This is a genomic window from Achromobacter sp. SLBN-14 (assembly GCF_006715415.1).
Lineage (GTDB): Bacteria > Pseudomonadota > Gammaproteobacteria > Burkholderiales > Burkholderiaceae_B > Achromobacter > Achromobacter mucicolens.
Map to the genome: position 1 here is coordinate 568,806 of NZ_VFNE01000001.1, position 18,530 is coordinate 587,335.

Below are 18,530 nucleotides of genomic sequence, written 5' to 3' on the forward strand. Positions count from 1 at the left end.
CGGGGCGGCGGCGCCCGGTGGGGGCTATCGGGCCATGGGCGCCGTCAAAGGCCAGGGCCGCAGCGTTTCGACCTGGGCAGCCAGCTCCAGCAATTGCGCCTCGGCGCCGAGCGGACCCATCACCTGGATACCAATGGGCAGCCCGTCCGCGGACATGCCGAAGGGGATCGAAATGGCGGGCATGCCGGTCAGGTTGGCCAACGGGGCGAATGGCGAATAGCCGATGACGCCCTTCTTGCCCAGACGGTAGGCCAGATAGTCGGCGTTGTCCATGGCGTAGCGCCCGATGGGCGCGGGCGGCAGCGCCAGGACCGGACTGAGGAACAGGTCGTAGCCCTGGGCGCCGTCGCGATGCAGGAAGCGCCCGATGCGGCGGGTGATTTCGTGGCAGGTGTCGACGCAGGCCACGTACTGCGCGCCCGAGATGGCGCGGGCGTACTCGCGCGCGCCCAGCGTGGTGGGCTGCAGCTCATCTGCGGCCAGGCGGCGGCCGCGCGCGGCGACAAAGCTGTCGATGGCGTTGGCGGCCGCGCTGGCGATCAGGGGCAGCATCGGCGACAGGACTTCCTCGGAGCCGACGGGCGGCGCGGCGGGCACCAGTTCATGCCCCAGCGCGGCGAAGAACGCGGCGGCCTCGTCCAGCGTGGCGGCGACATCGGGATGGATCGCGCCGCCTTCGTAGGTGGTGTTGATGAACGCGATGCGCCGGCGGGGCGCCCCGCGCGGATCGGCGGCAACGCGGGCCACCACGCCACGATAGGATTGCGCGGGCTGGACGGGCGCCGCATAAGGCGCACCCACGTCCGCGCCCGCGCTGATGTCCAGCGCCGCCGCGCAATCGCGCACCGACAGCGTCATCATGTGTTCGGTGGCCAGGCCGCCCCACCCTTCTCCTTTCAGCGGGCCCAGCGGCATGAGGCCGCGCGAGGGCTTGAGCCCCAGCACGCCGCAGCACGAGGCGGGAATGCGGATCGAGCCGCCGCCATCGCTGCCATGGGCGATGCGCACCATCCCGCTGGCCAGCGCCGCCCCGGCGCCGCCGCTGGAGCCGCCCGCGCTATGACCCTTTTTCCAGGGATTCTGCGTGGCCGGGCCATAGACCGGCGATTCCGTCGTGGGGCTCAGGCCAAGCTCGGCACTGGTCGTGCGGCCAAACGGAATCAGCCCGGCGCGGCGATAGCGCTTGACGATGTCGGCGTCGAGGTTCCATTGGACCTTGCCATACAGCACTGACCCCATCATGCTGGGCAGGCCGATGGCGGCCGTGGCCAGGTCCTTGAGCAGGGTCGGCACGCCCAGAAATGGCCTGTCGCGCAGCAGCGCCTGGCGTTGTTCGGACGTCAGCGACGCAAGTTCGGCGTCCATCGCCTCTGCCAGCCGCAAGCCGGCCTCGGCCTGCACGCCGCAGGCGGCGTTGATGGACGGATTGCGGGCCGCGACGCTGTCCACCGCCTGCTGCATGGCAGCCAGCGCCGTGGTGGCGCCCAGGGCGATATCGGCGCCCAGCGCCGTCGCGTCGAGAGAAGAGGAATCATGGCGTTCGGCGATGCTCATGCTGACGATGCTCCAGGTATCGACGGCGAAGTGCCGCATGCATGAGGATATCGGCTGCGCGGGCGGGCAACAAGCGCGCGCCGGGGCGGACGGGGCCCCGGACTTGGGTGTTCCGGCCTCAGACGCCGCCGGCGGACGGTGCGCGGGTGTCGTCGGTGTCGTCGTCGGGGTCGGCGGCGTCCGCCGCGCTGGCGCCCAGCAAACGCAGGGCATCGGCTTCGGGCAGGGCCTCCACGCCCTTCAGGTTGCGCAGCATGGCGCGCGTGCGGACCTCGGTCTGGCCGATCTTGTTGCTGGCGGTGTCCAGGCTCTTCTTGACGCTGGCCAGCGATTCGCCGAACTTGCCGAACTCTGTCTTGACGGCCCGCAGCACCTGCCAGACCTCGGAGGAACGCTGTTCGATCGCCAGCGTGCGAAATCCCATCTGCAGGCTGTTCAGCAGCGCGGCCAGATTGCTCGGCCCCGCCACGTTGACCCGCAGGTCGTGCAGCTTGTCCAGGAGGCCGGGGCGGCGCAGCACCTCGGCATACAGGCTTTCCGTGGGCAGGAACATGATGGCGAAATCGGTCGTGTGCGGCGGCGCGATGTACTTGCCGGCAATCAGCCGCGCCTGCACTTCGACCGCGCGGCCCAGCGCGGCTCCGGCCGCCTTCACGCCTTCGGCGTCGGCCGCTTCCTGCGCATCCATCAGGCGCTCGTACTCTTCCTTGGGAAATTTGGCGTCGATCGGCAGCCAGACCGGATCACCGCCATCGCCGCGCCCCGGCAGCCGGATGGCGAATTCGACGGCGGCATCGCTGCCCGGCACAGGCTTGACGTTGCTGGCGTACTGATCCGGCGTCATGTTGTCTTCGATCAAACGCGCCAGTTGCACTTCGCCCCACGTGCCGCGCGACTTCACGTTGGTCAGCACACGCTTGAGGTCGCCGACCCCGGCCGCCAGCGCCTGCATTTCGCCCAACCCCTTGTGCACGGCTTCAAGGCGGTCCGACACCAGCTTGAAGGACTCGCCCAGGCGCTGCTCCAGGGTGGCGTGCAGCTTTTCGTCGACAGTGCGGCGCATTTCATCGAGCTTGGCGCTGTTGTCCGATTGCAGCGACTGCAGCCGTTGATCGACCGTGGCGCGCACTTCCATCAGGCGCCGCTCGTTGATCTGGATGAGGCCCTGCAGTTGCTCCGAGAACCCCGCGGCAAAGCGCGCCAGCGATTCGGCGGACTCGGCGCGGGCGGCCTGCGCATCGCGCGACAGCCCCGCGCGCAGGTCGCCGTGCGACTGCGCCAGCTCCTGACGCAGCCCGCGCGTGGATTCGGAAAACTCGCTGCGCAGGCCGCGCTGGCCTTCGGCGATGTCGGCGCGCAGCGCGCGCTCGGTTCTTTCCAGGCCTTCCAGCAAGGCCTCAAGGCGGGCGTCCGAAGCGGACGGACGCAGCCAGGCCAGCACCGCGGCCACGAAGGCAAGCACCGCGCCACCCGCGGCGACCCAAAGCAGAATGTCGTTCAAGAAAGGGCTCTCCAAAGCGCGAATTGTAGGTCGCATTCCGCCCCCGTTTCCAGCCGGCGCGGCGGGCGCGAAGACGCGGCGGGAGCAACCGGATTAAACTGGCGGCCATCCGAATGAATCGCCCCGCTTCTTTGAACTCTGCCGACCGCCCCGCCAGCACGCCTCCCGTGTCATATCAATCCGTGTTCGGACCGCTGAACCTGGATTCGGCCACGCCGCTCGCGACCGGCGGGGACCGGCACATTTTCCAGCACCCGCATTCCCCGTCCCTGCTCGTCAAGGTCATGGACATGCGCGCGCGGGCGATCTACCTGGAAGCCCGGCCGTTCAAACGCTGGTACAAGCAATATCAGCGCGAAAGCGCCTACCGCGTCTACCTGAACGAGATCTCGGAATACGTCACCACCACGACTCGCCCCTCCGGCGTGTGGCAGGTGCCGATGGCGCGCATTTTCGGTGTGGCGCAGACCTCGCTTGGGCTGGGACTGGTTGTCGAAAAGATCACGGACGAGGCGGGCAACATGGCGCCTACCTTGACCGAACTTGCCATGAAGGGTCAGTTTGACGAGGCCCTGCGGGCGCAGTTGGACGAATTCTTCGACGACCTGGCCGACGCGCACGTGGTGGTGCATGACATGTCCAGCAGCAACATCGCGGTTGGCCAGAACGCCGACGGCAAGAAGGGGCTGTACCTGATCGACGGCTTCGGCGTGCTGCCGCTGATCCCGCTGTATGCATGGAGCAAGCGCCTGAACCGCCGGCGCCTGCAGCGCAAGTACGCCGAACTGCGCGAATCGCTTGCCCGGCGCGTCCGCGAAGCCGGCCTCTAACCGCCGGCCGGCGCCTCGGGCAGCACGATGCCCTGCCGGTCCACCCACACATAGTCCTGTCCCGCGCGCTGGCCGCGCCGCAGCGGGTTGCGCGTGCAGAAGGCCGCGTAGGCCGGATCCACGAACCGGTAGCTCAAGTGCTCGTCGCGCCCCGTGGGGATGCCCAGGCGCGTGGTGCAGATCAGATACGGCGGGGACTCGCCCACGTCTTCGACGTACAGCGCCTCGGGATCGAAGCGGCGCGCATCCCACTCGGGCACTTTCAGGCCCAGCGACCGGCACAGCAGGGTCTGCCCCGCGCAGAGCGCGCCCAGCGCCCGGGGCCGTCCTTGCGCATCGGGATTGAGCTCGCGCATCCGGTCCAGGGCTTCGGGGCCGGACAGCGCGTCGGTCCACGGATAGGCGGACTTGATCAGCACCGCGTTGCCGGGGCCGCCCGCGCTGAAGTTCAGCGAATCGCCCCCGCGGGCGTAATACATGTAGATGGTGCCGCCGTCCATGAACAGGGCACGGCGCTTGTGGGTGTAGCCCAGCGAGGCATGGCTGCCCCGGTCTTCCAGATAGTAGGCCTCGGTCTCGATGATGCGGGCCGACAGCCACAGGCCGCCAACCCGGTGGCGGATCACCTTGCCGGGTAACTCGCGCGCCAGCTGGGCCGCATCGCGGTCGAAGAAGGCGTCCGGCAGGGCCCGGCCGGGCCCGCCTCCGGCCTCAGGCGAAACGTTCGTCGTAGCGCTTTTCACTGAAGCCAACACTCACCTCGCCATCCGGCGTAACCGTCACCGGACGGCGCACCAGCGCCGGGTATTCGGCGATCAGCTTGGTCCACTGGGCGTCGGTGTGCGCGGTCTTGCGGTCTTCAGGCAGATTGCGCCACGTCATCGAGGCGCGGTTGACCAGCTTTTCCCAGCCGCCGACCTGCTCGGCCCAGGCTTTAAGCGTTGCGGCCGCCACCGGATTGTCGCGATAGTCCACGAAGGCGTGGTCGACGCCGTGCTCGGTGAGCCAGTCGCGCGCCTTCACGCACGTGCTGCACTTGGTCAGGCCATACAGGGTGGTTTGCGTCATTTGGATTCGGACTCCTTGCGCCATTGCATGCGGTTGGCGAGGATCACGCACGTGCCCACCGCCAGGATGAACAGGGTGGCCAGCGCGTTGATCTCGGGCTTCAGGCCCAGCCGCACCCGGGAGAAGACCTCCATGGGCAGCGTGCTGGAACCGGGGCCGGACAGGAACGACGCGATGACGACGTCGTCCAGCGACAGCGTGAAGGCGAGCAGCCAGGCCGACGCCAGCGCGGGCGCGATGAGCGGCAGCGTGATCTTGAAGAACACCGTGATCGGCGTGGCGCCCAGATCCAGCGCGGCCTCTTCCAGCGAGCGGTCCAGGTCGCGGATGCGGGTCTGGATGACGACGGCCACGAACGCCATGCACAGCGTCACGTGCCCCACCCAGATCGTGAACATGCCGTTCTGCTCGGGCCAGCCCAGCGCGCCGCGCACCTCGACGAACATCAGAAGCAGCGAGATGCCCAGCACGACCTCGGGGATCACCAGCGGCGCGCTCAGCATGCCGACGTAGAGCGCAAAGCCGCGAAAGCGCCCCATGCGGCCCAGCACGTAGCCGGCCCAGGTGCCGATGACGACCGCCGCGGTGGCCGTCAGCACGGCAATGCGGAACGACAGCCAGGCGGCGCGCAACAGCGCGTCGTCGTTGGCCAGCGAGTGATACCAGCGCAGCGAGAACCCCGTCCACGACGTGACGGACGGCGACTCGTTGAACGAAAACACCATCAGGCTGATGATGGGCACGTACAGAAAGAAGTAGCCCAGCCCCAGCACCACGGCGCGCAGCGTCTTGTTCGGACCGTTCATTTGCGGCCTCCCCCCTGCTGCTTGACCTGGCTGTACTGGAAGTACACCAGCGGCACGAGCAGCAGCAACACCATCACGCACGTCACGGCCGACGCCATCGGCCAGTCGGCGTTGTTGAAGAATTCATTCCACATCACACGGCCGATCATCAGCGTGTTGGCCCCGCCCAGCATTTCCGGGATCACGTATTCGCCGACGGCCGGGATGAAGACGAGCATGGCGCCCGCGATCACGCCCTGGCGCGACATCGGGACCGTGATCTGCCAGAACGCCTGCCAGGGTTTGGCGCCCAGGTCATAGGCGGCTTCCAGCAGGCGCAGGTCCATCTTCACCAGCGTCGCGTACAGCGGAAGGATGAAAAACGGCAGATAGGCGTAGACCATGCCGATGTACACGGCCAGGTCGGTGCGGTAGATCTCGAGCGGACTGGAGATCAGGCCCAGGCTCTGCAGCAGGTTGTTGAGCAGACCGTCGTTGCGCAGGATGCCCACCCAGGCATACACGCGCAGCAGCAGCGAGGTCCAGAACGGCAGGATCACCGCCAGCAGCAGCAGGTTGCGCACGCGCGCCGACGAACGGGCAATGTAGTACGCGATGGGATAGCCGATCAGCACGCAGACCAGCGTGGTGATGCCGGCGATCTTGACCGAGCTGAGGTATGTGCGGAAATACTGGTTTTCCGTGAACAGCAGGATGTAGCCGCGCAGGTGCAGGCTGAACTGGATCGCCTCGTCCTGGAACTGCGCCAGCGACGTATACGGCGGGATGCCGAACTTCATTTCGGCAAAGCTGATCTTGAGCACCAGCAGGAACGGCACCAGCAGAAACAGCACCAGCCAGGCGAACGGCGGCACCACCGCCAGTGCCCGGCCCGACGGCAGCCAGTCGCGGGGCGAAAAACGGATCATGACGCAAGCACCGTCGCGCTGTCGGCGTCCCAGCTGACGAAGATTTCTTCGTCGATGCCCGGCGCATCCATCTGGGCAAGGAGCCGGCTGGGCACGCTGGCCTCGACCGTCTTGCCGGAATCCAGGCGGATCTGATAGAGGGCGTAGCTGCCCATCCAGGCCATGTGGCTGACCATGCCGTGCGCCCAGTTGTAATCGCCATCGGGCTGCTCGCGCGACACCAAGAGGCGCTCGGGGCGGATGGACACGTGCACTTCCATGCCCAGCGGCTCGCTCACGCCGTGGTTCACGTAAAGCGGCCGGGTCAGCTCGGCGCATTCGATGGCGACGTGGTCGGGCTCGTCGACCACGATGGTGCCGGTGAACATGTTGGTCGACCCGATGAAGCTGGCGACAAAGCGCGAGTTCGGGAACGCGTAGACGTCCTGGGGCGTGCCGCACTGGACGATCTGGCCTTCGGTCATGACGGCCAGGCGGTGCGCCATGGTCATGGCTTCTTCCTGGTCGTGGGTGACCATGATGCAGGTCACGCCGACCTGCTCCAGGATCTTCACGAGTTCGATCTGCGTCTTTTGGCGGATCTGCTTGTCCAGCGCCGACATGGGCTCGTCCAGCAGCAGCAGCTTGGGACGCTTGACCAGGCTGCGCGCCAGCGCCACGCGCTGCTGCTGCCCGCCCGAGAGCTGGTTGGGCTTGCGGCGCGAATAGCCCGCCATCTGCACCAGGTCCAGGGCCTCGAACACGCGGTCATGGATTTCCGCGCGGTCCACGCCTTCCTGCTTCAGGCCAAAGGCCACGTTGGCCTCGACCGTCATGTGCGGGAACAGCGCGTACGACTGGAACATCATGTTCACGGGCCGGCGGTACGGCGGCACGCTGGTGATGTCCTCGCCGTCCAGCAGGATCTGGCCCGAGGTGGCTTCCTCGAAGCCCGCCAGCATGCGCAGCAAGGTGGACTTGCCGCTGCCCGAGCTGCCCAGCAGCGCGAAGATTTCATTGCGTTTGACGGACAGGTTGACCGAGCGCACGGCCACCACGTCGCCAAAGATCTTTACCACGTCGGAAACCCGGACGAACTCGTCCGGGTCCGCCGCGTGCTGCGCCGAGTAACGGCTATCGTTCATGATGACTAATTTCCCAACTTCAGCTCGGACCACAACTTGTTCTGCAGACGTGAAATGTTCAAGGGCAGCGCCTTGATCACGTACAGGGTCTTGGAGACCTCGGCGGGCGGGTAGATCATGGGATTCTCAGCCACATCCTTGTTCACGTACTGCCGCGCCTCTTTGTTGGCGTTGGGATAGAACATGGTGTTGGTGATGGCCGCATGGACCTTCGGCGTTTCGATGTAGTTGATGAAGGCCAGCGCCTCTTCGGGATGCGGCGCATCCTTGGGGATGACCATCAGGTCGAACCACGCCGGCGCGCCGCCCTTGGGAATGAAGTAGTTCACTTCATAGGGCTTCTTGGCGTCCTGCGCGCGCTTGCGGGCGATCATGACGTCGCCGGAAAAGCCGTAGACCATGCACAGGTCGCCCACGGCCAGCTCGTCGATGTAGCCCGACGAACTGAACTGGCGGATGTACGGGCGGATCTTCTTCAGCACTTCCATCGCGGCCTGGTAGTCGGCGGCGTTGGTGCTGTTGGGGTCCTTGCCCAGGTACTTGAGCACGGCCGGGAAGACCTGCGCGGCTTCGTCCAGCATCGAGATGCCGCACTCCTTGAGCTTGGCGGCGTTCTCGGGCTTGAAGATCATGTCCCAGCTGGCCAGGTCCACGTCGTCGCCCATGATCTGCTTGACCTTGGTGACGTTGTAGCCCAGGCCGTTGGTGCCGTAGCCCCACGGAATGGCGTGTTCGTTGCCGGGATCGACCGTGGCAACCAGCGCCATGATTTCGGGATCCAGGTACTTCCAGTTGGGGATCTTGGACTTGTCCAGTTTCTGGAAGAGGCCGGCTTCGATCTGGCGCGAGGCGTAATGAGTGGACGGGACAACGACGTCGTAACCCGACTTGCCGGCCAGCAGCTTGGCCTGCAAGGCGTCGTTGCTGTCATAGACGTCATAGCGGACCTTGATGCCGGTTTCCTTCTCGAAACCCGGGATCGTGTCCGGGGCCGTGTATTCGGCCCAGTTGTAGACGTTGACGACCTTGTTCTGCGCCACCGCCGCCGATGTCGCTGCCGCAGCCAGCACCGCGCCGAGCGCCCAGCGCATTCCCGCCTTCAGTTCCATTATGTCCAGCCCCCTTGCTCTATGCCGTTTATGACAGGAGTACCAAAAGGCGAAATGATAAAGCCTTTTAGCGCTGACCTGCCCAACTTTGCGGGGTAATTGGCGCAATTGCCCCCGTGGCGGCCGCGCGCCGGCGGGCCGGCGGTCAGGGCTGGATGCCGATGCCCCAGGCCGTCCAGTAACTGTCGCGCAGGCGCATCCAGAAACGGTCGCCGGCCTCGCCAGCCACCTTGCGCATCGACCGGCGCAGCCGGTCCAGATTGGCCTGGCGCTGACGCTCGGACAGCGCGCCCTGCGTGCCGCGGTCGAAGTCGATGAGCCAGACCCGGCCGTCGTTGCCGATGAGGATGTTGAAGGCGTTCAGGTCGGCGTGCCAGACGCCCGCCCGGTGCATGCGGACGATGGCGTCGGCCACCGGCTGCCATAACGGTTCGGTCAGCGCCTGCGCCAAGGGCCGCACGCCGGGGATGCGCTCGACCACGATGGCGGCGCGGTAGATCGGGCCCTGACGCCAGTAGGCCGCCGCCAGCGGGGCGGGCACCGGCAGCCCTTGCGCGCGCAGCGCGGCCAGCAACCGGTATTCGCGGAAGCTTCGGGTGCGCGACTCGCCGTTCCACAGATACGCGTCGCGGCTGATGCGGGCGATCATGCCGCCGCGGCGATAGCGCCGCAGCACGCCCTGCCAGCCCTGCCCCTCCACGAACCACGCGGCCTGACGTCCGCCGGCATCCACGGGCCGCGCCCGGTCGCCGTAATGCGCGGGATTGAAGACTTCCGGCCCCGCGTCGGCCACGCGCCGCGCGTCGCTGAGCATGGCCCCGGCTAGCGGACCATCCCAGGCGGTGCGCCGCGCGCCGGATCGATCGTCACCCTGCACGATTGCGCATCCAGTCGGCAACGCCGTAGAACGATTCGAGCAGCCGCTCGATCAGGACGGGCTCGATGCCCTCGTCTTCCATCGCGCGTCCGATGCAGGCCACCCATTGGTCGCGCTCGACCTCGCCGATGGAAAACGGCAGGTGGCGCGCCCGCAGGCGGGGATGGCCAAAGCGTTCGATGTAGTGGTCGGGCCCGCCGAAGTATCCGCACAGGAACCAGAAGAGCTTGTCGCGCGCCTCGTCCAGGCTGGGGCCGTGGGCGGCGCGCAGTTCCTTGAGGTCGGGCTCCATGTCCATCAGGTCATAGAAACGGTCGACGAGGGCGCGCACGCCGGCTTCGCCGCCAAGAAGGTCAAACATGGTGCGGGAATTTTCCACGGGTTCTGTAATGGTGTGGACGCGGGACGTCATCAGGTTTCTCGAAGGGTGACGAGCGGCGGTGTGCGCAGCACGCCGCGCAGGGCAAGCGCGCCGCCCGCCCAGGCGCCCAGCATGCCGGCGCCGATGCCGGCGAGCCACGGCCAGAGGCTGAGGGTAATGGTGAAGTCGAACACCTGCGTTGACAAAACCCAAGCGATCGCCGTGGCGCCAGCCGCCGCCAAAAGGCCGGCCAGCCCGCCCACCGCCCACAGCTCGATGCGCTGGGAACGGGCAAGCTGACGGCGCGTGGCGCCGAGCGCGCGCAGCACCGCCGCCTCGCGCATGCGGTCGTCGCGCGTCGCGGTCAGCGCCGCGGACAGCACCAGCACGCCGGCGGCCAGGGTGAACAGGAACAGGAGCTGCACCGCGCGGCCCACTTCATTCAGCACGGATTGCAACTGCTGCAGGATGGCGCCAACGTCGAACACCGTCAGGTTCGGAAACTCCCGCACCAGCGCGGGCAGCACCGCCGCCTTGTCAGGCGGCAGGTAAAAGGACGTGATCCAGCTTTGAGGCATGTCGGCCAGTGCGGCGGGGGTCAGGATGGCGAAAAAATTGACGCGCATCGTATCCCAATCCACCCGGCGGATGCTCGAGACGGCCACTTCGACCTGCTGGCCGGCCACGTCGAACGTCATCTTGTCGCCCAGGCCAATGCGCAGGGACTGCGCCAGCCCCGCCTCCAGCGAGACCTCGGCCGAGCCCGGCGCCAGCCAGCGGCCCTGCTCGATACGGCTGGAAGACGGCAGCTCGTCGCCATAGGACAGGTTGAATTCGCGGTCCACCAGGCGCTTGGCGCGCGGTTCTTCGTAGTCGTCCGGCCCCACCGGCTTGCCGTTGACCGCGATCAGCCGGCCCCGCACCATCGGCGATAACGTGATGCGGCCCAGCCCTTCGCGCGTCAGCGCATCGGTCACGGCCTGGCGCTGGTCTGGCTGCACGTTGATCAGGAACCGGTTGGGCGCGTCCGGCGGCATGGTGCGCTGCCATCCCTGGATCAGATCGGTGCGGGTCATGGTCAGCAGCAGCAGCGCCATCAACCCGACAGCCAGCGCGCAGACCTGCGTGATCGTGGCCGCACGGCGGCGCACCACGCCCGCCAGCGCAAAACGCAGCGCGGGAAACCCGGCCGCCAGACGGCGCACCCGCGCCAGCCCCAGGATGCACAGCCAGGCCACCAGGGCAAATACGCCGAAGGCGCCCAGGAAGCCGCCGGCCACCACGCCGCCCAGCTTCGCGTCGCCCGCGAACCACCAGATGAGCAGCGCGAACCCCGCCGCGCCCAGCACGTAACCGAAGGCGCTGCGGGCGCTGATCGTGTCCGCGTCGCGCCGCAGGACGCGGGCGGGCGGCACGTGCCGAAGCTGCGCCAGCGCGGGCAGCGCAAAGCCCAAGAGCAGCAGCAGCCCGGTCAACAGGCCCTGCAGCGCCGGAATGGCCGACGGCGCCGGCAGCGTGGTGTCGATCAGCGACCCCAGCAGCATCACCAGCACCTGGTGCACGCCAAAGCCCAGCAGGCAGCCGGCCGCGGACGAGAACAGACCAACCAGCGTGAATTCCAGCGTCAGCATCCGCGCGACCTGCGACTGCACGGCGCCCAGGCAGCGCATGACCGCGATGCCGTCGCGGTGCCGCGTCATGTAGCGCCCCGCCGCCAGCGCCACGGCCACGGCCGAGATCAGCACCGCCAGCAGCGCCACCAGCGACAGGAAACGCTGCGCGCGGTCCAGCGTGCGGCGCACTTCGGGGCGGCCCGACTCCAGCGTGGCGATCTTCTGGCCGCGCTTGAGGTTCTGGTTCAGCCAGGCGGAATACCCGGCCACGGCGTCGGGCTGGCCGGCGATCAGCATGGCATACCCGATGCGGCTGCCCGGCGCGATCAGGCCAGTGGCCGGCAGGTCGCTGGCGCGCAGCAGCACGCGCGGCGCGACGTTGACGAACTGCATGCCCTTGTCCGGCTCATAGGTGATGACGCGGTCGATGCGCAGGTGGGCGTCGCCCACATTGAGCGTGTCGCCCACCTTCAGGTTCAGCAGGGCCAGCAGCTGCGCGTCGACCCACACCGCGCCTTCGGGCGGCACGTCGCGCGTGGGCGTGTCGGGCGCGAACGGCGCATCCGCCACCCGCAGCGCGCCGCGAAGCGGATAGCCGGGTTCCACGGCCTTCAGGGCGGCAAGCTGAGCGCCGTCGCCAGCGCCCACCATGGACGGAAACTGCCATGTGCTGGACACGGTGAGGCCGCGCTCGCGCGCCTGATCCTTGAAGGCGGCCGGCACGGGCTCGTCGGCATCCAGCACCAGATCGGCGCCCAGCATCTGGCCGGCGTCGCGTTCCAGCGCGCGTCCGACACGGTCCGCCAGAAAGCCCACGCTGGTGACCGCCGCCACCGCCACGACCAGGGCCAGCACCAGGAGGCGCAGTTCGCCGGCACGCGCATCGCGCATCATCATCCGGGCGCCCAGGCGCAGGGTGGACCAGAAACCGGGGCGCTTGGCCTGTGACATATCAGGGAAATCCATCATTCAACTATGTTAGCCAACGGTAAGAAAGCGATCTGATTCCCGATATCATCCCGGGGCGGGAGGCAAAGCCGCCCTTAAAGATAACCAATTCCGGAGAAGACAATGCGTAAATCCTGGCTTGCGGCCACGATTCTGGCCGCCTGCGCGGCCGCCACATCCCTGCCCTCGGCGGCACAGACCACCCTGAAGATGGCCTACGCCCTGTCGACCTCGTCGCACTACGGCGCCGGCGCCGACGCGATGGCCAAGTCCATCGAGGCCTCTTCCAACGGCAAGTTCAAGGTCCAGCAATTCGCCAACAGCGCGCTGGGCGGCGAACGCGAGGTCATCGAGGGCCTGCAGATCGGCACCATCGATCTCGCGATCGTTTCGACCGGTGCAACCCTCAATTTTGTTCCCGAAACCGGCGTTTTCGATATTCCCTTCCTCTTGCGCGACCTGCCGCACGCCCGTGCCGTGCTCGACAGCAAGATCGGCCAGGACATGCTGGCCAAGTTCCCCAGCCGCGGCATCGTGGCGCTGGCCTGGGGCGAACAGGGCTTTCGCCACCTGACCAACAACGTGCGTCCGGTCAAGACCCCGGCGGATGCCAAGGGCCTGAAGATCCGCACCACGGAAAACCCCATCCACATCACCGCCTTCCGCCAGATCGGCATCCTGCCCACGCCGATGGCCTGGCCCGAAGTGGCCACCGCCCTTCAGCAGGGCACCATCGACGGCCAGGAAAACCCGCTGTCCGTGATCACGTCGGCCAAGCTGTCGCAGATGCAGAAGTACCTGTCGCTGACCGGCCACGTGTACGGCCCGGCCCTGGTGCTGATGTCGGCCAACGTCTATGAAGGCCTGTCGGCCGCCGACAAGGCCAACTTCGACAAGGCCGGCAAGGAATCGGCCCAGGCCATGCGCGCCTACGTCGACAACGTCGAGAAGACGGGCGTCGAGCAACTGAAGAAGGAAGGCATGCAAGTCACCGAAGTGGACCGCGCCGCCTTCGCCGCCGCCGTGGAACCCGCCTACCCCGAGTACTACAAGAAGTTCGACAAGAAGCTGATCGACTCGATCCGCGACACCAAGTAAGCCGGCGCGGCCCCCGTGGCGGGGCCGCTCGCCTGGCGGCGGGGCCGGCTTTCGCCGCGCGCCCGCCCTATTTTTTCGCGACTTTCGCCAACGGAATTCACCATGCGTTTGCTCTGCGCCTTCGACCGCGGCCTGTTCAAGCTGGTCTCGGCATTCGCCCAACTCCTCTTGGTCGCCGCCGCAGCGGCCGCGTTCTATCAGGTCATCGCCCGGTTCGTGCTGCATTCGCCCGCCGACTGGAGCGAGGTCCTCACCCGCGCGCTTCTCATCTGGACCGTGCTGCTGGGCGTGGCCCTGGCCTTTCGTCACGGCGCCATGATCAGCGTGGAACTGCTGCGCAACATGCTGGGCGGCAAGCGGCGCCGGGTACTGGAAGCCATCATCGGCCTCATCTGCGCCGGTTTTCTCGGCTTTCTGGCCTGGATCGGCGGCAACATGACCTACCGCGTGCGTTTCCAGAACGTGCCGAGCCTGGACATCTCGATTTCCTGGATCTACCTGGCGATCCCCGTGGGCGCCACGCTGGCGGCCATCGCCGTGCTGGCCCGCTGGTGCGCCGGCGACGAAGAAGACGTGCCCGTGCGCAACGACGCGCAAGGCTGAGCCGCCCCTTATCGAACCTGAGCAGCAGAAATCGCCATGTCCCAATTAATGATTGTCTCGATGCTGATTTTCTTCGGGCTGTCCGTGCCGGTCGCCGTGTCGATCGGGCTGGCCAGCCTGGCGGGCGTCGGCGCCGCGGGGCTGCCCTGGCTGGTCGTCGCGCAGCAGTTGTTCGCCGCGCTGGACAAGTACCCGCTCGTGGCCATCCCCTTCTTCATCCTGGCCGGCAACCTGATGGAAGCCGGCGGCATCTCCGAACGCATGGTGGAATTCGCCAAGAGCGTGGTGGGCGGCATCCAGGGCGGCCTGGCCTGCACCTGCGTGCTGACCTGCATGATCTTCGCGGCGGTCGCCGGCTCCAGCGTGGCCACCACCTTCGCGGTCGGCGCGATCCTGATCCCCGCGATGATCCGGCACGGCTATCCCGCCCCCTTTGCGGCGTCGTTACAGGCCAGCGCGGCGGAACTCGGCGTCATCATTCCGCCGTCGATCCCGATGATCCTGTTTGCCGTGTCCACCGACACGTCCACCGGCGAGCTGTTCATCGCCGGCGTCATGCCCGGCATCCTGATCGGGGTGGCGCTGATGTTCTACGTCTGGCTCTACGCCAAGCGCAACAACCTGGGCAAGCGCGACGGTGAAGGCCGCCTGCCGCTGTGGCCGTCGTTCAAGCGCGCGTGGCTGGCGCTGCTGATGCCCGTCATCATCCTGGGCGGGATCTACGGCGGCATCTTCACGCCGACCGAGGCCTCGGTCGTGGCGGTGATGTACGCCGTCTTCGTGGGCAAGGTCATCTACCGCCGCCTCACGTTCCGCCAGTTGTCCGCCACGCTGCACAAGTCGGTCGTGTCGACCGCGGTCATCATGTTCGTGATCGCCAACGCCGGCCTGTTCAGCTTCCTGCTCAACCGCGCCGGCATTCCGGACGCGCTGGGCACGTGGCTAGCCCAGGTTTTCGACACAAAATTCGGATTCCTGATGGGCGTGAACGCGGCGCTGTTCGTCATCGGCATGTTCATCGAGACCTCGGCGTCGATCGTCGTGCTGGCCCCGCTGCTGCTGCCGGTGGCGCTGCAGTTCGGCGTGGACCCGGTGCACTTCGGCATCATCATGGTGGTCAACCTGGCGCTGGGCATGATCACGCCGCCGTTCGGCGTGAACCTGTTCGCGGCCTGCGCGGTGGCCAAGCTGCCGCTCGAGCGTATCGTCAAGCCGCTGGTGCCCTTCGTCGGCGTCGTGATCCTGTGCCTGATGGTCATCACGTATTGGCCAGGGCTGTCGCTGGGACTGCGCGACCTGGTCTACGCCAAGTGATATGCCTGCCGCCGTGCGGGCCAGCGCCCGCGCGGCGGGTAGCGCCCGGCCCGCCCGATGGGCGTGCAGGGCCGCAGAATGAGAAAAGCGCCCGGTTGGGGCGCTTTTTCGTTCTGGGGGCCTAGATTTCGCGTTCTTCCGTCTTGAGGTTGTTGTCGCGGGCGAAGTCCACCACGAACTTGTAGGCCAGCGGCTCCAGGTCGCGCAGGCGCAGGTCGACCACGATCCCGCGCACGCCATCGATCACGACGGGCAGCACATAAGGCGAATAAGTGAGGTGGTTACCAGCACAGCCGGCCGGCCGGAACTGTGCCATTACGCCGGCGAGCCGTTCCGCCCAATCGCTGGGGCGGAAGCGGCTACCGCTTTCGGTAACGCCATGAATTACGAATTGTCTGACGCGAGTTGCCATGTGTTCTTCACTGCGGGACGCCTTTCACGAAAGCCGGATCTTCGGCGTGATCAAACATGCGTGCCGCGCCGCGAATTGTATATGATTGATCCTTTGCCCTCTTTCAAACCGCGATTCGCCCCCGATTCGCCCCTTGGAAGCGGGCACGCTGTCGATGCCATTCCCCCAGGAGGATCCGCGATGAGCTCGCCTCTGGCCAATATCTATGCCCGGCTGCCCGTATCGTTCACGCACGGCCAGGGTGTCTGGCTGTGGGACGCCGACGGCCGAAAGTACCTGGATGCCCTGGCCGGCATCGGCGTCTCGTGCCTGGGCCATGCCCATCCCAAGCTGGTCGCCGCCATCACCGAGCAGGCCGCCCGGGTCATCCATACCTCCAACATCTACGAAATCCCCCAGCAGACCGCGCTGGCCGCCCGGCTGACGGCGCTGTCCGGCATGCAGGAAGTCGCGTTCAACAACAGCGGCTCCGAAGCCAACGAAGCGGCCATCAAGCTCGCCCGGTACTACGCGTACCAGCGCGGCAACAAGCACGCCCACATCATCACGATGGATTCGTCCTGGCATGGCCGCACGCTGGCCACGCTGGCGGCCACCGGCAGCGACAAGGCGCGCAAGGGCTTCGAACCCCTGCCCAGCGGCTTCATCCAGGTGCCGTACAACAACCTGGACGCGGTGCGCGCCGCGGGCGACGCCGAGCCCCGCACCACCGCGGTGCTGCTGGAAGTCCTGCAGGGCGAAGGCGGCATCCGCCCGTCCGACATTGCCTACCTGCAAGCACTGCGCCAGTTGTGCACCGAGCGCGGCTGGCTGCTGATGATCGACGAAGTGCAGTCCGGCATCGGACGCACCGGCAAGTGGTTCGCGCATCAATGGGCCGATATCCGTCCCGACGTCATGACGCTGGCCAAGGGCCTGGCGGGCGGCGTGCCCATTGGCGCGATGCTGGCGGCAGGCCCCGCCGCGGGCGTCTTCACGCCGGGCAGCCACGGCACCACGTTCGGCGGCGGGCCGCTGGTGTGCGCCGCGGGCCTCGCGGTGCTCGATGCGCTGGAATCCGAAAACCTGCTTGAAAACGCCCATGCCGTGGGCGAATACCTGAAAGACCGCCTGGCCGGCGCGCTGGCCGGCACGCCCGGCGTGGCCGACATCCGCGGCCGCGGCCTCATGCTGGGCATCGAACTGGCCCGCCCCTGCGGCGTCCTGGCGCTACGCGCCCTGGAAGCGGGCCTGCTCATCAACGTCACGCGCGACCGCGTCATCCGCATGCTGCCGCCGCTGATCCTGACCCGGGAAGAGGCCGACCAGATCGTCGCCCTCCTGGTTCCGCTCATCCAACAGTTCCTGGCCGAAAAACCATAATCAACGTCCCTGCCGGGCCACGAGCCTGGCCGGGCCCAATGACCTGCGACATCAACATGACTCCTCCCACGACTCAAAACGGCCCGCTGCGGCACTTTCTGCAGTTCAAGGACTTCTCGTCCGCCGAGATCGCCTACGTGCTGGACCGCGCGCGCCTGATCAAGGAAAAGTTCAAACGCTATGAGCCCCACATGCCGCTGCACGACCGTACGCTGGCAATGGTGTTCGAAAAGGCCAGCACGCGTACCCGCGTGTCGTTCGAGGCCGGCATGTACCAGATGGGCGGCTCGGTCATCAACCTGACGTCCAACGACTCGCAGCTCGGCCGCTCCGAGCCCATCGAGGACACCGCGCGCGTGATCTCGCGCATGGTCGACATCGTCATGATCCGCACGTTCGAGCAGACCCGCATCGAGCGCTTCGCGTCGCATTCGCGCGTGCCCGTGATCAACGGCCTGACCAACGAATTCCACCCCTGCCAGATCCTGGCCGACATCTTCACCTACATCGAGCACCGCGGCCCCATCGCCGGCAAGACGGTCGCCTGGGTGGGCGACGCCAACAACATGGCCTACACGTGGCTGCAGGCGGCCGAAATGCTGGGCTTCACGCTGCACGTGTCCACGCCGGCCGGCTACGAACTCGAAGCCGCCCGCATCGGCACGCCGTCCGACAAGGTGCTGCGCCAGTTCAAGGACCCCATGGAGGCGTGCAAGGGCGCACACCTGGTCACCACCGACGTGTGGACCAGCATGGGCTATGAGGCCGAAAACGAAGAGCGCCGCGCCGCGTTTGCCGACTGGTGCGTGGATGCCGAAATGATGGCCGCCGCCGACCCGCAGGCCGTCTTCATGCACTGCCTGCCCGCCCATCGCGGCGAGGAAGTCACCGGCGAAGTCATCGACGGCCCGCAGAGCGTGGTCTGGGACGAGGCCGAGAACCGCCTGCACGTGCAGAAGGCGCTGATGGAATTCCTGCTGCTGGGTCAGGTCGACTGACGCCTTCCCGCAGGTAAAAAGGGGCCCGGACATCGCGCAATGTC

At 67.0% G+C, this 18,530-nt stretch carries 18 protein-coding genes; 6 read left to right on the forward strand and 12 right to left on the reverse strand.

Annotation, left to right across the window (positions count from 1 at the left end):
• Positions 1 to 24 precede the first annotated feature (24 nt).
• Positions 25 to 1,593 (reverse strand): amidase, encoded by a 1,569-nt coding sequence (locus FBY20_RS02540; protein ID WP_255452215.1) that lies wholly within the window; start codon positions 1,591 to 1,593, stop codon positions 25 to 27.
• 79 nt (positions 1,594 to 1,672) lie between these two features.
• On the reverse strand, positions 1,673 to 3,091 hold the full coding sequence (rmuC, locus tag FBY20_RS02545) for a DNA recombination protein RmuC (protein WP_370458329.1): 1,419 nt from the start codon (positions 3,089 to 3,091) through the stop codon (positions 1,673 to 1,675).
• A 77-nt stretch (positions 3,092 to 3,168) separates the two neighbouring features.
• Here rmuC and FBY20_RS02550 point away from each other — a divergent pair, with 77 nt between their 5' ends.
• Positions 3,169 to 3,885: a PhoP regulatory network YrbL family protein gene (locus FBY20_RS02550; RefSeq protein WP_174245383.1), complete on the forward strand. Its 717-nt coding sequence runs from the start codon at positions 3,169 to 3,171 to the stop codon at positions 3,883 to 3,885.
• On the opposite strand, the gene FBY20_RS02555 is transcribed toward FBY20_RS02550, so the two are convergent.
• The 9 genes from FBY20_RS02555 to FBY20_RS02595 all read right to left on the reverse strand — a co-directional run bounded on the left by FBY20_RS02555 (position 3,882) and on the right by FBY20_RS02595 (position 12,720).
• Positions 3,882 to 4,628, reverse strand: coding sequence for a DNA-3-methyladenine glycosylase (locus FBY20_RS02555; RefSeq protein WP_142049820.1), 747 nt, complete (start codon positions 4,626 to 4,628; stop codon positions 3,882 to 3,884). The genes FBY20_RS02550 and FBY20_RS02555 overlap by 4 nt on opposite strands.
• Entirely contained in the window at positions 4,597 to 4,953 is a 357-nt protein-coding gene (locus tag FBY20_RS02560; protein WP_142049824.1) for a Spx/MgsR family RNA polymerase-binding regulatory protein, read from the reverse strand. The genes FBY20_RS02555 and FBY20_RS02560 overlap by 32 nt, the downstream gene beginning before the upstream one ends.
• The gene (locus tag FBY20_RS02565) at positions 4,950 to 5,759 is read right to left on the reverse strand and encodes an ABC transporter permease subunit (RefSeq protein WP_056320129.1); all 810 of its coding nucleotides are present in this window, start codon (positions 5,757 to 5,759) and stop codon (positions 4,950 to 4,952) included. The genes FBY20_RS02560 and FBY20_RS02565 overlap by 4 nt, the downstream gene beginning before the upstream one ends.
• Positions 5,756 to 6,667: an ABC transporter permease subunit gene (locus tag FBY20_RS02570; protein ID WP_062838427.1), complete on the reverse strand. Its 912-nt coding sequence runs from the start codon at positions 6,665 to 6,667 to the stop codon at positions 5,756 to 5,758. The genes FBY20_RS02565 and FBY20_RS02570 overlap by 4 nt, the downstream gene beginning before the upstream one ends.
• Positions 6,664 to 7,791 (reverse strand): ABC transporter ATP-binding protein, encoded by a 1,128-nt coding sequence (locus FBY20_RS02575; RefSeq protein ID WP_056320123.1) that lies wholly within the window; start codon positions 7,789 to 7,791, stop codon positions 6,664 to 6,666. The genes FBY20_RS02570 and FBY20_RS02575 overlap by 4 nt, the downstream gene beginning before the upstream one ends.
• Before the next feature lie 5 nt (positions 7,792 to 7,796).
• On the reverse strand, positions 7,797 to 8,900 hold the full coding sequence (locus FBY20_RS02580) for a polyamine ABC transporter substrate-binding protein (RefSeq protein ID WP_056320119.1): 1,104 nt from the start codon (positions 8,898 to 8,900) through the stop codon (positions 7,797 to 7,799).
• Between the two features lie 145 nt (positions 8,901 to 9,045).
• Positions 9,046 to 9,777: a 3-deoxy-D-manno-octulosonic acid kinase gene (locus tag FBY20_RS02585; RefSeq protein WP_142049826.1), complete on the reverse strand. Its 732-nt coding sequence runs from the start codon at positions 9,775 to 9,777 to the stop codon at positions 9,046 to 9,048.
• Complete coding sequence (locus FBY20_RS02590; RefSeq protein ID WP_081100832.1) at positions 9,767 to 10,189, reverse strand: group II truncated hemoglobin; 423 nt, start codon at positions 10,187 to 10,189, stop codon at positions 9,767 to 9,769. The genes FBY20_RS02585 and FBY20_RS02590 overlap by 11 nt, the downstream gene beginning before the upstream one ends.
• Positions 10,189 to 12,720 carry an ABC transporter permease gene (locus tag FBY20_RS02595; RefSeq protein ID WP_142049829.1) on the reverse strand — a complete coding sequence of 844 codons (2,532 nt, stop codon included), beginning with the start codon at positions 12,718 to 12,720 and terminating at the stop codon, positions 10,189 to 10,191. Before FBY20_RS02595 ends, FBY20_RS02590 begins: the two co-directional genes overlap by 1 nt.
• 102 nt (positions 12,721 to 12,822) lie before the next feature.
• Here FBY20_RS02595 and FBY20_RS02600 point away from each other — a divergent pair, with 102 nt between their 5' ends.
• The 3 genes from FBY20_RS02600 to FBY20_RS02610 all read left to right on the forward strand — a co-directional run bounded on the left by FBY20_RS02600 (position 12,823) and on the right by FBY20_RS02610 (position 15,714).
• On the forward strand, positions 12,823 to 13,797 hold the full coding sequence (locus FBY20_RS02600; RefSeq protein WP_142049832.1) for a TRAP transporter substrate-binding protein: 975 nt from the start codon (positions 12,823 to 12,825) through the stop codon (positions 13,795 to 13,797).
• Between the two features lie 102 nt (positions 13,798 to 13,899).
• The gene (locus tag FBY20_RS02605) at positions 13,900 to 14,400 is read left to right on the forward strand and encodes a TRAP transporter small permease (RefSeq protein ID WP_056320109.1); all 501 of its coding nucleotides are present in this window, start codon (positions 13,900 to 13,902) and stop codon (positions 14,398 to 14,400) included.
• Between the two features lie 36 nt (positions 14,401 to 14,436).
• Entirely contained in the window at positions 14,437 to 15,714 is a 1,278-nt protein-coding gene (locus FBY20_RS02610) for a TRAP transporter large permease (RefSeq protein WP_142049835.1), read from the forward strand.
• 121 nt (positions 15,715 to 15,835) lie between these two features.
• Here FBY20_RS02610 and FBY20_RS02615 read toward each other — a convergent pair whose 3' ends face one another.
• The gene (locus FBY20_RS02615; protein ID WP_013392635.1) at positions 15,836 to 16,126 is read right to left on the reverse strand and encodes a DUF3579 domain-containing protein; all 291 of its coding nucleotides are present in this window, start codon (positions 16,124 to 16,126) and stop codon (positions 15,836 to 15,838) included.
• Positions 16,127 to 16,306: 180 nt separating this feature from the next.
• Here FBY20_RS02615 and FBY20_RS02620 point away from each other — a divergent pair, with 180 nt between their 5' ends.
• Both FBY20_RS02620 and argF read left to right on the forward strand, forming a co-directional pair.
• Positions 16,307 to 17,488, forward strand: coding sequence for an aspartate aminotransferase family protein (locus tag FBY20_RS02620; RefSeq protein WP_142049838.1), 1,182 nt, complete (start codon positions 16,307 to 16,309; stop codon positions 17,486 to 17,488).
• Between the two features lie 56 nt (positions 17,489 to 17,544).
• Positions 17,545 to 18,486, forward strand: coding sequence for an ornithine carbamoyltransferase (gene argF / locus FBY20_RS02625; RefSeq protein ID WP_063952972.1), 942 nt, complete (start codon positions 17,545 to 17,547; stop codon positions 18,484 to 18,486).
• The last annotated feature ends 44 nt before the right edge of the window (positions 18,487 to 18,530 follow it).